The organism is Pseudomonas sp. AP19 (assembly GCF_001728855.1).
Taxonomy (GTDB): domain Bacteria; phylum Pseudomonadota; class Gammaproteobacteria; order Pseudomonadales; family Pseudomonadaceae; genus Aquipseudomonas; species Aquipseudomonas fluorescens.
Genome location: NZ_LXJP01000039.1, coordinates 1 through 14447, shown reverse-complemented (window position 1 = coordinate 14447; position 14447 = coordinate 1). Strand labels below are relative to the sequence as shown.

The 14447-nt window shown below is 60.3% G+C and carries 12 protein-coding genes and 2 pseudogenes; 11 read left to right on the top strand and 3 right to left on the bottom strand.

The annotated features are described in order from the left end of the window. The first annotated feature begins 50 nt into the window (after window positions 1–50). From A7D21_RS23360 to A7D21_RS23340, 5 genes are all read left to right on the top strand, one after another. Window positions 51–1673 (top strand): MFS transporter, encoded by a 1623-nt coding sequence (locus A7D21_RS23360; protein ID WP_053255453.1) that lies wholly within the window; start codon window positions 51–53, stop codon window positions 1671–1673. Window positions 1674–1898: 225 nt separating this feature from the next. After that, window positions 1899–3851: a DNA topoisomerase III gene (locus A7D21_RS23355; protein WP_069552816.1), complete on the top strand. Its 1953-nt coding sequence runs from the start codon at window positions 1899–1901 to the stop codon at window positions 3849–3851. 131 nt (window positions 3852–3982) lie between these two features. After that, complete coding sequence (locus A7D21_RS23350) at window positions 3983–4423, top strand: CBS domain-containing protein (protein ID WP_053255452.1); 441 nt, start codon at window positions 3983–3985, stop codon at window positions 4421–4423. Window positions 4424–4431: 8 nt separating this feature from the next. After that, on the top strand, window positions 4432–5280 hold the full coding sequence (locus A7D21_RS23345) for an NAD-dependent protein deacetylase (RefSeq protein WP_069552794.1): 849 nt from the start codon (window positions 4432–4434) through the stop codon (window positions 5278–5280). Between the two features lie 516 nt (window positions 5281–5796). Continuing rightward, a complete protein-coding gene (locus A7D21_RS23340) occupies window positions 5797–6126 on the top strand; it encodes a hypothetical protein (protein WP_053255450.1) in 330 nt (109 codons plus the stop codon). A gap of 72 nt (window positions 6127–6198) precedes the next feature. Here A7D21_RS23340 and A7D21_RS23335 read toward each other — a convergent pair whose 3' ends face one another. Further along, complete coding sequence (locus A7D21_RS23335) at window positions 6199–7104, bottom strand: LysR family transcriptional regulator (protein ID WP_069552793.1); 906 nt, start codon at window positions 7102–7104, stop codon at window positions 6199–6201. A 133-nt stretch (window positions 7105–7237) separates the two neighbouring features. On the opposite strand from A7D21_RS23335, the gene A7D21_RS23330 reads away from it, so the two are divergent. From A7D21_RS23330 to A7D21_RS23320, 3 genes are read left to right on the top strand one after another with little or no spacing between them, the layout of a single operon-like run. After that, window positions 7238–7936: a CoA transferase subunit A gene (locus A7D21_RS23330; protein ID WP_053255448.1), complete on the top strand. Its 699-nt coding sequence runs from the start codon at window positions 7238–7240 to the stop codon at window positions 7934–7936. Window positions 7937–7967: 31 nt separating this feature from the next. Beyond that, entirely contained in the window at window positions 7968–8627 is a 660-nt protein-coding gene (locus A7D21_RS23325; protein ID WP_053255447.1) for a CoA transferase subunit B, read from the top strand. Window positions 8628–8638: 11 nt separating this feature from the next. Continuing rightward, a complete protein-coding gene (locus A7D21_RS23320) occupies window positions 8639–9820 on the top strand; it encodes an acetyl-CoA C-acetyltransferase (RefSeq protein WP_053255446.1) in 1182 nt (393 codons plus the stop codon). 92 nt (window positions 9821–9912) lie between these two features. On the opposite strand, the gene A7D21_RS23315 is transcribed toward A7D21_RS23320, so the two are convergent. Next, a complete protein-coding gene (locus A7D21_RS23315; protein ID WP_069552815.1) occupies window positions 9913–10329 on the bottom strand; it encodes a PaaI family thioesterase in 417 nt (138 codons plus the stop codon). Between the two features lie 157 nt (window positions 10330–10486). Between A7D21_RS23315 and A7D21_RS23310 the strand changes: the two genes are divergently transcribed. Continuing rightward, a complete protein-coding gene (locus A7D21_RS23310; protein WP_053255445.1) occupies window positions 10487–11272 on the top strand; it encodes a DUF4349 domain-containing protein in 786 nt (261 codons plus the stop codon). Here the strand turns inward: A7D21_RS23310 and A7D21_RS23305 are convergent. Continuing rightward, window positions 11273–12358: pseudogene (locus A7D21_RS23305) on the bottom strand (DUF1615 domain-containing protein). A 145-nt stretch (window positions 12359–12503) separates the two neighbouring features. Between A7D21_RS23305 and A7D21_RS23300 the strand changes: the two are divergent. Together A7D21_RS23300 and A7D21_RS23295 are read left to right on the top strand one after the other, a co-directional pair. Continuing rightward, entirely contained in the window at window positions 12504–13118 is a 615-nt protein-coding gene (locus A7D21_RS23300) for a LysE family translocator (RefSeq protein ID WP_053255443.1), read from the top strand. Window positions 13119–13334: 216 nt separating this feature from the next. Next, a pseudogene (locus A7D21_RS23295) lies at window positions 13335–14447 on the top strand (type IV secretion protein Rhs); the annotation flags it as partial.

Sequence of the window (14447 nt, the reverse complement as noted above, 5' to 3'; positions counted from 1 at the left end):
CCGGCGCCGACAGTGGAACAACAATAAATAATCACTGTGAGGGATACCCGATGTCAGAACACGCTCAACCCCTGGGCTCCGCGGTCCGCGCGAGCACCGGCAGCGAATCAAGAAAAGTCATTTTCGCCTCGTCCCTGGGGACGGTGTTCGAGTGGTATGACTTTTTCCTGTACGGCGCCCTGGCGGCGGTGATCAGCAAGCAGTTCTTTGCCGGGGTCAACGACACCACAGCGTTTATCTTTGCCCTGATGGCCTTTGCCGCCGGCTTTGTAGTCCGGCCGTTCGGCGCGTTGGTGTTTGGGCGCCTGGGCGACATGATCGGGCGTAAATACACCTTCCTCGTGACCATTATTTTGATGGGCGTGGCGACCTTCTGTGTCGGGCTGTTGCCCACCTACGCCAGCATCGGCATTGCGGCGCCGGTCATTCTGATCGTGCTGCGCATGCTGCAAGGCCTGGCATTGGGCGGCGAGTACGGCGGCGCCGCCACCTATGTGGCTGAACATGCGCCCGCCGGTAAACGCGGCCTGCACACCAGCTGGATTCAATCCACCGCGACCCTCGGCCTGCTGCTGTCGCTGCTGGTGGTGCTGGCCTGCCGTTACTTCACCGGCGACCAGTTCGAGGTGTGGGGCTGGCGTATTCCGTTCCTGTTCTCCATCGTGCTGCTGGGCATTTCCACCTGGATTCGCATGAGCCTGCATGAGTCACCCGCGTTCCTGAAAATGAAAGAGGAAGGCAAGGCCAGCAAGTCGCCGATCCGCGAGTCCTTCGGCAAGTGGGAAAACCTCAAGGTGGTGCTGATCGCGCTGTTCAGCATCAACGGCGGGCAAGCGGTGACCTTCTACGCGGCGCAGTTCTACGTGCTGTTCTTCCTCACGCAATTCCTGAAGATGGACCCGGCGCTGGCCAACATGCTGTTGATCATCAGTGTGGTGATCGGCGCGCCGTTCTTTATCCTGTTTGGCTGGCTGTCGGACAAGGTCGGCCGTAAGCCAGTACTCATGCTCGGCTTGCTGCTGGCCACCGTGCTGTATTTCCCGATCTTCAAGGGGTTGGCGCACTACACCAACCCGGCGATGGACCAGGCCAGCCACCAGGCCCCGATTACCGTACTGGCCGACCCGGCCACCTGCACGTTCCAGTTCGACCCGGTGGGCAAGGCGCGTTTTGACAGCCCGTGCGACAAGGTCAAGACCTTCCTGGTCAAGCAGGGCCTGCCATACAGCAGCGCTGTAGCCCCCGCGGGCAGCCCGGTACAAGTAAGCGTCGGTGACGTGCGCATCGATGGCTTCGACGAAGCCGCCCTGCGCGGCGCGGTGACCCTGGCCGGTTACCCGACGTCGGCGGACATGGCCCAGGTCAACAAGGTGATGGTCGTGGTGCTGATCGTGGCGCTGATCCTGATCGCCGCGATGTGCTACGGCCCGCTGGCGGCGTTGATGGTAGAGCTGTTCCCGACGCGCATCCGCTACACCTCGATGTCCCTGCCCTACCACATCGGTAACGGCTGGTTTGGCGGGTTCCTGCCGACCGTATCGTTTGCCTTGGTGGTGTACACCGGCGATATTTTCTATGGCCTGTGGTACCCGGTGGTCGTGACCGGGGTCAGTTTGATTGTGGGGTTGTTCTGCCTCAAAGAAACGCGGAATGTGGACATCAATAACAACTGATCTAAAAAACGCCGAACATCCCCTGTGGGAGCGGTCTTGCCCGCGATGGCGATTGTTCAGTCACCGTTGTAATGACTGACACATCGCTATCGCGGGCAAGCCCACTCCCACATTTTGGTTTCGCGGTGCTCACACACATTGCTGTACATCCATACAGATAATGGTTGCTCAAATCCTTCTGACTCAGCATCCTGCAAGGCATCAACCCGATGTGACGTGATGACCATGCGGCTGTACCTCTGTGAAAAACCCTCCCAGGCCAAGGATATCGCGGCCGTGCTCGGCGCCAGTCGCCGTGGCGATGGCTGCTGGCTGGGCAATGGCGTCACAGTGACCTGGTGCATCGGCCACCTGCTGGAAACCGCCCCGCCCGATGCCTACGACGCCAAATACAAGCGTTGGGTGCTGGCCGACCTGCCGATCGTTCCGGAAAAATGGAAAATGCGGGTCAAGCCCAAGACCGCCAGCCAGTTCAAAGCGGTCAAGCGTTTGCTGGGGGAAGCGCAGGAACTGGTGATCGCCACCGACGCCGACCGTGAGGGCGAGATGATCGCCCGTGAACTGGTGGAGCATTGCCGTTACCGCGGGCCCATCCAGCGGCTATGGCTGTCGGCGCTCGATGACGCCTCGATTCGCAAGGCCCTGGCCGCGCTCAAGCCGGGCGCCGAGACTTTCAGCCTGTATCACTCGGCCCTCGGCCGCTCCCGCGCCGACTGGCTGATCGGTATGAACATGAGCCGTTTGTTTACCTTGCTCGGGCGCCAATCCGGTTATCAAGGCGTGTTGCCGGTGGGCCGGGTGCAAACCCCGACGTTGCGCCTGGTGGTGGACCGCGACCGCAGCATCGCAGACTTTGTGCCGGTGGCTTATTGGGCCATCGATGTCGACCTGCGCCATGAACGCATGACCTTCACCGCGCAATGGCGCGCCAGCGAGGATGCCTGTGATGATCAGGGCCGCTGCCTCAACCCGCAACGGGCTCGGGAGGCCGCCGAGGCGATCACCACTGCCGGTACTGCGCGCCTGGTGAAACTGCGCACCGAACGCATGCGCGAGGTAGCCCCCCTGCCCTTCGACCTCGGCACATTGCAGGAAATCTGCTCGAAGAAGCTCGGCCTCGGCGCCCAGGAAACCCTGGATATCGCGCAATCCCTTTACGAAACGCACAAGGTCATCACCTACCCGCGCAGTGATTGCGGCTACTTGCCGTTAAGCCAGCACGGCGACGCGCCGAAGATTCTCGCAGCGCTGGGCCGTGCGGATGCGGCGGTGAACGAGCTGATGCCGCATATCGACCCGCAACGCCGTTCGCGAGCCTGGAACGACGCCAAGGTCAGCGCGCACCACGGCATCATCCCGACCGGCGCAGGCAAGGACGTCGGGCAACTCACCGGCAAACATCGCGCGGTCTACACCCTCATTCGTGCGCGTTACCTGGCGCAGTTCCTGCCCAACCATGAATACGATCGTACCCAGGCGGATTTCGACTGCGCCGGCCAGGCGTTGCGCGCAGTCGGCAAGGTCGTCATCGAGCCGGGCTGGAAGCGCGCGCTGCCCGAAGCGCAGGCGCCCGCCAAGGGCCGAGAGGCCGCCGCACCGCAAGCGTTGCCGACGCTGGTGCAGGGCCAGGATTATGCGGTGGCCAAGGTCAACCTCAAGGACCTGTGGACCCAACCGCCCAAGCCGTTCACCGAAGGCGACCTGATCAAAGCGATGAAAAACGTCGCCAAACTGGTGGAAGATCCACTCCTCAAGCAAAAACTCAAGGACACCACCGGGATTGGCACCGAAGCCACGCGCGCCGGGATCATCCAAGGCCTGCTGGACCGTGGTTACCTGGTCAAAAACGGCAAGGCACTCTCCGCGACTGCGGCGGCGTTCAGCCTGATCGACGCGGTGCCACGGGCGATTGCCGACCCCGGCACCACCGCGATCTGGGAACAGGCACTGGACATGGTGCAAAGCGGTGAAATGAGCCTGGAAGAGTTTGTCGCCAAACAGGCCGCCTGGATGAGTAAACAAGTGGCGCGCTGCAATGGCATGCGCATGACCATCAGCGGCCCGGCCAGCCCTGCAGGCCGAGGCGCTACGCCGTGGAAAAAGAAACGCAAGAGCACCCCGCGCAAAACGCCAGCCACCCCCGCCAAGCGAGCGAAAAAACCGATAAATGCTGGATAACGTCGAAAAAATCCGGCGAATGACGTTTTTCGACGGGTTTAACGCCGCTTTGGACCTTGCTCCGTCGTGGGCCGTCTAGGATTCTGTAGGTGACCCGCTGACTTCCCAACAACAACACCGGAGTGGCCGCCATGAAGACCGTTGCACAATTGCTCAAAGCCAAGGACCAGAAGAATCACGACGTCCACACGATCCAATGGGACCACACCGTGTTTGAGGCACTGGTGCGGATGTCCGAGAAAAACGTCGGGGCCTTGCCGGTCGTCAAAGAAGGCACGGTTGTGGGGATCATCAGCGAACGTGATTACGCGCGCAAACTTATACTCAAAGGCTTATCGTCGGTCACCACCAGGGTGGATGAGGTGATGAGTTCACCGGTGATCACCGTCGATACCCATAAAACTGTCGAGGCGTGCATGAACATCATGACCGACAGTCACCTGCGCCACTTGCCCGTGGTCGAAGACGGCAAACTGCTGGGCCTGCTCTCCATCGGTGACCTGGTCAAGGAAGCCATTGCCGAACAGGCTGACCTGATCAAGCAACTGGAGCAATACATCCGCGGCGAATAGGAGACCCCATGCTCGACACGCTGGACTATCAACAGGACCACCTCGATGCGCTGCACCGGGCCATGGCTGAACGGCGCTTTTTGGTGTTGACCGGTGCGGGGATCAGTACGTCGTCGGGTATCCCTGACTATCGCGACAGCGAGGGCGTGCGTCGAGGCAAGGCGCCAATGATGTACCAGGAGTTCCTGGCCACTCCTCAAGCGCGGCGCCGCTACTGGGCGCGAGCGATGCTGGGTTGGCCACGGGTATGCATCGCCCAACCGAACAAGGCGCATCGGGCGCTGGCGACATTGCAACAACGCGAGCGCATCAGCGGGCTGATCACGCAAAACGTCGATGCCTTGCATGACCAGGCCGGCAGCGATGAGGTGATCGAACTGCATGGCAGCCTGCATTGGGTGCTGTGCCTGGATTGCCAACAGCGCAGCGAGCGCGATGTGATCCAGCGGGTCATGGAAGATCAGAACCCGTATCTGGCCGGCGTTGATGCCGTGCAGGCGCCCGATGGCGATACGCTGCTCGATCCAGCCTTTGAAGAGCGCTTCCAGGTCCCTCACTGCCCTTACTGCAACGGCCAACGGTTGAAACCGGATGTGGTGTTTTTTGGCGAGAATGTCGCCCAGGCAACGGCGGCCAAGGCAATGGCTGCGGTGATGCACGCCGAGGGTTTGCTGGTAGTGGGCTCATCGCTGATGGCCTACTCGGCGTTCCGCCTGTGCAAAGCAATGGTGGAACACGGCAAGCCAGTGATTGCCATCAACCTGGGCAAGACCCGTGGGGATGAGCTGTTACAGGTAAAGATCGAGGCCTCATGCGAGCGGTTGCTGCCCTTGCTGGTCGAGCGATTGGGGCAGTAGGACACTGCAGATCAAAAAATGTGGGTTCGGGTGTTGGTTCGACGATCGTGCCCTTCGACCCACCGCACAAAAAATGACGCCCGAGTCACGTTTTCGCGCATTCTCCCGTCCCTGCTGCGATTTATGTAGTGCTCTAAAAAAATCACTACATAACCGTTGACGTAACCTTTTTGTCCTTGCATTATCGAGACGTCTCCCGGATCGGGAGCGTTGGTAACAAGCGTTTTGAACAAGCTCGTCTGACCGCCGAGCTGTTTTTTCCGGATGTGCACTGCCCACAAGGCAGATTGATGAAGTTGACCGGCTCGAAAGAATCGGTACAAGGGGCTCAAACGCTACTTGTCTTCGTTATGAAACCATTGCGTAGCAGTTCATCAGCAAGACTACATGCATCAGGTTCAAGACCCTGCCCGTATTCGGCAGACCGTCACTGACGCCCGGTTTTCGGAACCGGAGACAACTAAGCAGTATTAACGAATCAACTGATAGATCGCCAACTGGTCAAGGGGCTTACACATGAATCTGAACAACCAACCTACTATCGATGAATTGGCTGAGATGTTCGCAGCGCAGAAAGACAAACTCGACGACCATATCCTGTGGATTGGTAAATCGGGTGAAGTCAACATTGACTGCCTGGCGCCCCATACCGAAGAAGCCGAGTTCGACCGTAACCACCATGAACTGGCGGCGCGCCTGAAGATGTACCGCCGCGGCCAGGGTTATGTTGGCAAGAAAGCGGCTGCCGATCGCAACTTTATCGAGCAAGTTTTTCACACACTTAATACCGAATGGCAGCACCTCAAAGGCCAATCGCAGGTTAAAGTGATTGATAGATACTGCTGATAACAGTGCCACTTAATTTTAAGCCCGCTCGTTTATTCGAGCGGGCTTTTTAATACCTGACGTTGCTTAACTTTATAGCCGTGCAGGAAACCTGCCCTTCGCCGCTTCATCGCGAAAAATATCAAACAACACCTGCGCCGCCGCCGACAACTCATGCCCGGGTTTGGTCAGAACACCAATGGGCCGCTCGATCACCGGATCGCCCAACGTAATGCAATGGGCACCCGCCTCCTCCATCTGGCGTGCGCACAATGCCGGTACGGCACTGACGCCCAGGCCGTTAGCAACCATCTTGCCCACCGTGGCCAGTTGATGACTCTCCAGCGCCACCGGCAACTTCATCTGCAAGGCACCCAAGTGTTCCTCCAACATCACCCGCACCGTGGAGGGCCGTTGCAGAGTAATGAACGGTTGCTCCAATAAGGTTTTCCAGTCGATTTCGGCACACTGTGCCAAGGGCGAATCGCCCGGCACCACGGCGATGAACCGGTCCAGGTACAACGGCGTGAATGCCAATGACGAACCTTCGGACGGTTCGAACGCCACGCCCAGTTCCACCTGACGGTCGCGGACCATCTCCAGTACCTGCTCGTTGATCAGGTCATGCACCGTCACATTCACCTGAGGGTAACGTGCGCGGAATATCTTCAGAATCGGCGGCAGCAGGTTGCCCGCAAACGAGGGCATCGCGGCCACGGTGACGCGGCCACGCTGCAGGGTGAAGCGCTGGCGCAGTTCATCCTCGGCGTTGTCCCACTCCGCAATCAGGCGCCGCGCCAGGGGTAACAACGATTCACCTTCAGGCGTCAGCGCGACGTTGCGGGTATTGCGGCTGAACAGGCGGCCACCCAAGCCCTCCTCCAGCCCCTTGATCGTCAGGCTCAAGGCCGATTGGGAAAGGTGCAGGCGCTCGCAGGCAGCGGCGAAACTCAGGCTCTGGGCCACGGCGAGAAAGGCTCGCATCTGTTTAACGGTCATAAAGCTGCTCCGGGCCACACGTCGACTATGCTGTTTTCTAAATCAATCAACCTTAAAAAACAACTTAACAAATCAATGCGTCGGCGCAACACTCGGCTCATTGGCTGGCCCACAAACAATAAAAGAGGTGCATATGGCAGGTTTCGATAAACGCGTGGCGTCCTATGAAGAAGCACTGGCAGGCCTGGAAGACGGCATGACGGTGCTTTCCGGTGGTTTTGGCTTGTGCGGCATTCCGGAAAACCTCATCGCCGAGATCAAACGCAAAGGCACCCGCAACCTGACCGTGGTTTCCAATAATTGCGGCGTCGACGGTTTCGGCCTGGGCGTGCTGCTGGAAGAAAAGCAGATCCGCAAAGTGATCGCGTCCTACGTCGGTGAAAATGCGCTGTTCGAGAAGCAACTGCTCAGCGGCGAAATCGAAGTAGTGCTCACCCCACAAGGCACCCTCGCAGAAAAAATGCGCGCAGGCGGTGCCGGCATCCCGGCGTTCTTCACCGCTACCGGCGTCGGCACCCCGGTGGCCGAAGGCAAGGAAACCCGCGAATTCAACGGTCGCCCGTACCTGATGGAAGAGTCCATCACCGGCGACTTCGCGATTGTCAAAGGCTGGAAAGCCGACCACTTCGGCAACGTCATCTACCGTCACACCGCCCAGAACTTCAACCCGCTGGCCGCCACCGCCGGCAAGATCACCGTGGTCGAAGTTGAAGAAATCGTCGAACCGGGCGAGCTGGACCCGGCGCAGATCCACACCCCTGGCATCTACGTCGACCGGATCATCTGCGGCACCTTCGAGAAGCGCATCGAACAGCGCACCGTCCGCAAATAATCCTCCAGCCCAAATAATAAGGAGACAAGAAATGGCTCTTACCCGCGAACAAATGGCTCAACGCGTCGCCCGCGAAATGCAGGATGGTTTCTACGTCAACCTCGGCATCGGCATTCCGACCCTCGTGGCCAACTACATCCCCGAAGGCATGGAAGTGATGCTGCAATCGGAAAACGGCCTGCTGGGCATGGGTCCGTTTCCGACTGAAGAAACCATCGATGCCGACATGATCAACGCCGGCAAACAAACGGTGACGGCGCGCATTGGCGCGTCGATTTTCTCCTCCGCCGAGTCCTTCGCGATGATTCGCGGCGGCCACGTCGACCTCACCGTGCTCGGCGCGTTTGAAGTCGACGTACACGGCAATATCGCCTCATGGATGATCCCCGGCAAACTGGTCAAAGGCATGGGCGGCGCCATGGACCTGGTGGCCGGCGCGGAAAACATCATCGTCATCATGACCCACGCCTCCAAGGACGGTGAGTCCAAGTTGCTCAGCCAATGCAGCCTGCCGCTGACGGGCGCCAAGTGCATCAAGCGTGTGCTGACCGATCTTGCTTACCTGGAAATCGAAAATGGCGCTTTTGTCCTCAAGGAACGCGCACCTGGCGTCAGCGTTGAAGAGATTGTGAGCAAGACCGCCGGTAAACTGATCGTCCCGGACCACGTTCCAGAAATGCACTTCCAGTGAGGACAGATTCCATGCAAGACGTCGTGATTGTTGCTGCCACCCGCACCGCCGTGGGCAGCTTTCAAGGTTCGCTGGCCAGTATCCCGGCGCCGGAACTGGGCGCGGCCGTGATCCGTCGCCTGCTGGAGCAGACCGGCCTGGACCCGGCTCAGGTGGATGAAGTCATCCTCGGCCAGGTGCTCACCGCCGGCAGCGGCCAGAACCCTGCGCGCCAGGCGTCGATTCTCGCCGGCCTGCCGCATGCTGTGCCGGCCTTGACCCTGAACAAGGTGTGCGGTTCTGGCCTCAAAGCGCTGCACCTGGGCGCCCAGGCGATTCGTTGCGGCGACGCTGAGGTGATCATCGCCGGCGGCATGGAAAACATGAGCCTGGCGCCGTACGTTCTGCCCGCTGCGCGCACCGGCTTGCGCATGGGCCACGCCAAGATGATCGACAGCATGATCACCGACGGCCTGTGGGATGCATTCAACGACTACCACATGGGCATCACCGCCGAGAACCTGGTGGACAAATACGGCATCAGCCGCGAAGCCCAGGACGCCTTCGCCGCAGCCTCCCAGCAGAAAGCCACTGCAGCGATTGAGGCCGGTCGGTTTGTCGATGAAATCACCCCGATCCTGATTCCTCAGCGCAAAGGCGACCCGGTGGCTTTCGCGGTCGATGAACAACCGCGCGCCGGCACCACTGCCGAATCCCTGGCCAAGCTCAAGCCCGCGTTCAAAAAAGACGGCAGCGTCACCGCCGGCAACGCCTCCAGCCTCAATGACGGCGCGGCGGCGGTACTGCTGATGAGCGCGGATAAAGCCAAGGCACTCGGCCTGCCCGTTCTGGCGCGTATTGCCAGCTACGCCAACGCCGGTGTTGACCCCGCCATCATGGGCATCGGCCCGGTCTCGGCCACCCGCCGCTGCCTGGAGAAAGCCGGCTGGAGCCTGGGCGAGCTGGACCTGATCGAAGCTAACGAAGCCTTCGCCGCGCAATCCCTGGCGGTGGGCAAAGAGCTGGAGTGGGATGCGGACAAGGTCAACGTCAACGGTGGCGCTATCGCCATCGGCCACCCGATCGGTGCCTCAGGCTGCCGCGTGCTGGTGACCCTGCTGCATGAAATGATCAAGCGCGATGCCAAGAAAGGCCTCGCGACGCTGTGCATCGGTGGTGGTCAAGGCGTAGCCCTCGCCCTCGAACGCAGCTGATTCAAGAGCAACATGGAAAAGGCCCGGTTCCACGAAAACCGGGCCTTTTCTTTGCGCGGCAGGCCTGAAAAAACACCCAGATGACTTCACTGTCAGTCGGTACGAGGCACCGCAAACACCGCGCTCGCCCGCGCGACGACCTTCTCCCCCACCTGCAAACTCGCCGTGGCGAACGCCATCTGCCGACCCCGTTGATGATGCTCCAACCGCACCACCATCCACTCACCCACCTGCACCGCGCCCAGGTAGTCCAGGGTCATGCTCGCGGTCATTAACGGCAACGCTGGCTCGCTGGAAAACGCCATCGCATACCCCATGCCGATATCCGCCAGAGTCGCTAACACCCCACCGTGCACCGTGCCGCGCCCATTGGCATGGCGGTTGTCGGCGCGCAGGCCGATTTCCAGCTGCCAACCTTCACCGCGGCAATACGCCGGGCCTAACAAGTCGAGCAACAGGCTGCTGCGCGGCAGCGAGACGAACCCTTCGGGCACAGTGTGAGCGATCATGGCGCGTTCTTCCTTGGCATAAGGTTTGAGGTGTACGCCTGGCTCTGCGAGGCTGCCATCACCATCAGCCACGCAAATTCTGCGCGATGCTTTGCGTAAATACGCCAGACCCGCTTTAATCGCGATCCATTTCCCCTGCACCGCCAAAGGAACTGCCATGCGCCATCTGGAAGGCACAACAAAACCGCTGCTTCTGATCTTGCTGGCCGGCCTGGCCCTGGCGGGTTGCTCGCCCAAGGATCACTCCCGCGCCTCCGTGATCAACGGCGAACAAGGCCGGGCCGGTGCGCAGTTGGCCTATGAGCATGAGCTGACGCTGGCGCTGCCTGGCGCCCTGCTTGCACCACGTATGCACGCTACCCGTGAGGCGTGTGAGTCGGCACGTTTCGGCGCCTGCAATATTCTGGGCATCACCGAGGATGACCATGGCGGCACGCTCATCCTGCGCATCGCGCCTAGCGGCGTGGAGCCGATGGTCACACTGGCCGCTGAAGGCGGGAAACTCGGCCAGCGCATCACCAGTGCCGAAGACCTGGCCGACGCGGTGGCCGATGTGCGCCGTCGCCAGGATCGCCTGCAAGCCCAACAGCAACGCCTCGACGAACTGGCCAAGCGCAAGGACATCAGCGTCAGCGACCTGATCGCCCTGAGCAAGGAACAGGCCGCTGTCGAAAACGAACTGCAGGAACTGGCACAGGTCGCCGCGGGCCAGCAACGTCGCCTTGATACCAACCGTGTGACCCTGAACTTCCGCTCTTCCGACGGTGCGCATCAACAGTCACGCTTCAGCCGAATGTTCAGCAACCTGGGTGACAACCTGGTAAACGGCACGGCGGACGCCCTGGAACGCGCCAGTTATGTGCTGCCGTTTTTGATCCTGGCGTTCCCGGTGGTGTGGTTGTGGGTCTGGCTGTGGCGCCGGTTCGTTAAACGCCGCCCATGATCAGCGCTTCATACAGCGCTGATAGCGCTCATCCACCCGCTTGGCAAACCACGCCGTGGTCAGGTTGCGGGTGATCTTCGGGCTCTTGAGCACGATGCCCGGCAGGATCGCCCGTGGCATCGGCTTGCCTGCCGCCTTATCCGCTAGAGCAAACACACGCTGGTAGAGGGTGGTCTGCTCAAAGTCCAATTGCTCGCCCTGCTCCAGTTGGCTGCGGATGCTGGGGTTGCGCATGTCCAACTTCGAACCCAGTGAGCGCACCGCCAGCTCTGTGGTACCCGGCAGCAGCGACCCATAACGAATCAAATCCCCGTCCAACGCCAGCTCGGTGCCGCTGGCACGGCTGACGGCAGCCTGAAACGCAGCGTTACGGCTGGCATACCAGCCCGCGTTGAAATCGGCGAAGCGGTACAACGGCTGGTCGTAGTTCACCGGGTAACCGAGCAGATGGGTGATACCAAAATACATCCCACCACGACGGGTGAAGACTTCGCGTCGAATCGTGCCATCCACGGTGTAGGGATAATCACGGGCGTGTTATTGCGCAAAGTCGATGCTGACCTGCATGGGGCCGGCGGTATGCACCGGGTTGAAACCGTCAAACAAGGTATTGCCCAAGGGCACACTGCTGATGAAATCATCAAAGATGCCGCTGAGGTCCTTCTCTGTACGTGCGCCAGTGAGACGATCGGCGTAAGTCTTGCCGCTGGGCGAGCGCAATTGCAGCGCGGCACGCACCACAAACGCCGGGACATGGACCTTGCCGGCACGGCGCAGAATTTCGTCCTGGGCGATCTTGCCCATGTTCGGTACGGGTGGGTCGACCTGGTAGGTGGACTCTTGCTCGGTCACCGCCAGCACAGCGCAGATATGCTCGGTGCTGGGGTAGATTTTCTGGGTGTCGAAAGCGGTGTAAATGTCCTGGGCCCAGCCACTGCGGTCCGGTACCGAGGCTGGCAACAGGCGCACGATCTGCGCCTTTACCTCGGCTTCGCTGCGCTCAGGCTGCTGCGGGCCACGTGGGGTGGAGCAGCCGGCCAGCACCAGCAACGTAGTGAGGCACAGGATCAGACGGCTTGAATACATGGGGCTTCCTTGAATAACGACGGGCCGGGCAATGCGGATATCGACAGGTAAGTCTAACCGGGGTTCGCCAACCTGGTGCACTCGCCAGTTATCACCGAACGTGACAGCATCCGTCATCAGCCATTCGCACACGGAGTTGGATGCCATGCTCAGTCTGAATGTCCTCGTCACCTGCCTGATCGTCTTACTGATCCCCGGCACTGGGGTGATTTTTACCGTCTCTACCGGCCTGACCTCCGGCAAACGCGCCAGCATATTTGCCGCGCTGGGCTGCACCGCCGGGATCATCCCGCACTTGTTGGCGTCGATACTGGGCCTGTCCGCCCTGCTCCACACCAGCGCCTTGGCCTTCGAAGCATTGAAATTCGCCGGCGCGGCCTACCTGCTGTACCTGGCCTATGCCACCTGGCGTGACCGCTCGGCCTTTGCAATGAACGACACGCCGACAGTTGCGACCGCGCGCAGCCTGATCCTGCGTGGCTTCTTGCTGAACATTCTTAACCCCAAGCTGACAATTTTCTTCCTGGCCTTCCTGCCTCAATTCGTAACGCCAGGCGGCACCGCGCCGGCCTTGCAGATGCTGGTACTGAGCGGCGTGTTCATGGCGATGACGCTTGCAGTGTTTGTACTGTATGGCCTGTTGGCGAATGTGTTTCGTCGTGCAGTGGTCGAGTCGCCACGTGTGCAGAACTGGCTGCGACGCAGTTTTGCCACGGCCTTTGCCGGGCTGGGGTTGAACCTGGCGTTTGCGCAGCGCTGAGAACGCGTTGAATCATGTCAATGGATCACCGACAAGGACTACTGAAACTTCCCACGTAACAGCCGGACAAGCTCTACAGATCTCTCCTTAAAACCTCTGCAAAGTCCTTCGCCTGATCACACAGTGCGAGGGATTGCAGATGGTTTTCTTTGTTAAAGCCCAGGGTTTTGGGGCTGTCGCTTGAACACGGCCATTGGCAGGCTGGCCCTGACCCCAATGGATGCCAAGACGGTCGATGTTGAAACCGTCTTGCGCGACTTTAGAGAGTGCCTGAACACCTTTGACGACTGGGCTGCGAGCTTCTGGAGCTTTTCGGCGCTGGATGTCGAGCAGGTGTTCAAGGTCGGCGACGAGGTGGCGCTGGTCGCGCCCATCCACCGCGCCATTTTTCCCAGCAGCACTGTTGCTACCTGCCAGGCCAACGGCACGTTGACCCTGGTGCACATGTTCCAGAGCACGCGGTTTGTGCCGATCGGCAACACGCCGGTGGTGCTGCAACGTGTCGATCCCAACGGCGGGCCGCTGGGCGAGCCAATCCACAAGACCATCGGCCCCAGCGGCATTCTCGAAATCACCGACTGCGACCGCAACCAGCCGTACCGAATCAGCTTCTATCCCAACGTTTCCACAGATCACGTCAAGGCGCTGTACGCGTCTTATCAGTCGGTGATCGGGGCGTTGGAGGCGCGCCTGCGCAGCGAGTGGAACGGCACGTTCCAAGCGCAGTGGAAAGACTACACGAACGCTACTCCGCTGGATCGGCGCCGGGTGCTGGAAGCGGCGTTTCTCAGTGGCATGGGCAAAGCGCTTTACGGGCTGTGGGACAACATCACGCAACTGTTTGACTTGCTGGCGGACATCCAGCCCAACAGCGAGAAATTGCTGCAATACATCTCCCAAACCGAACTTGATGAACTGCTGAAGCTCGGCAACGACGCGATTGCCAACGGCCTGCTGATACTCAGCGATGAGCCGTTGTTGTTCATTTATGTGTCGGCGATGGTCAGTTGGATGCGAATGCTGCCGCCGCAAGAAATGAACGAACTGATGGGGGAAATCACCGGCGAGGTGTTGATCAACCTGCTGCTGATCTGGGCGACTGCGGGAATGGGTGTGGCGGTACGCCTGGGTACGCAGGTGCTGGGGCACATCAAGTCTGGGCGGGCGCGGGATCTGCTGGAGTTGTTGGCGACCAAGCTGGTGATGCCCAGGTTGGAGCTGCATGCCGAGGCGGTGAAGCCACTGCTGATTGGTAGCGCGGCGACGCCGATCAAGACGGTGCCGGTTGCGCCGTTGAAGGCGGGGGAGCAGTTGGTTTCCAACCCGGTG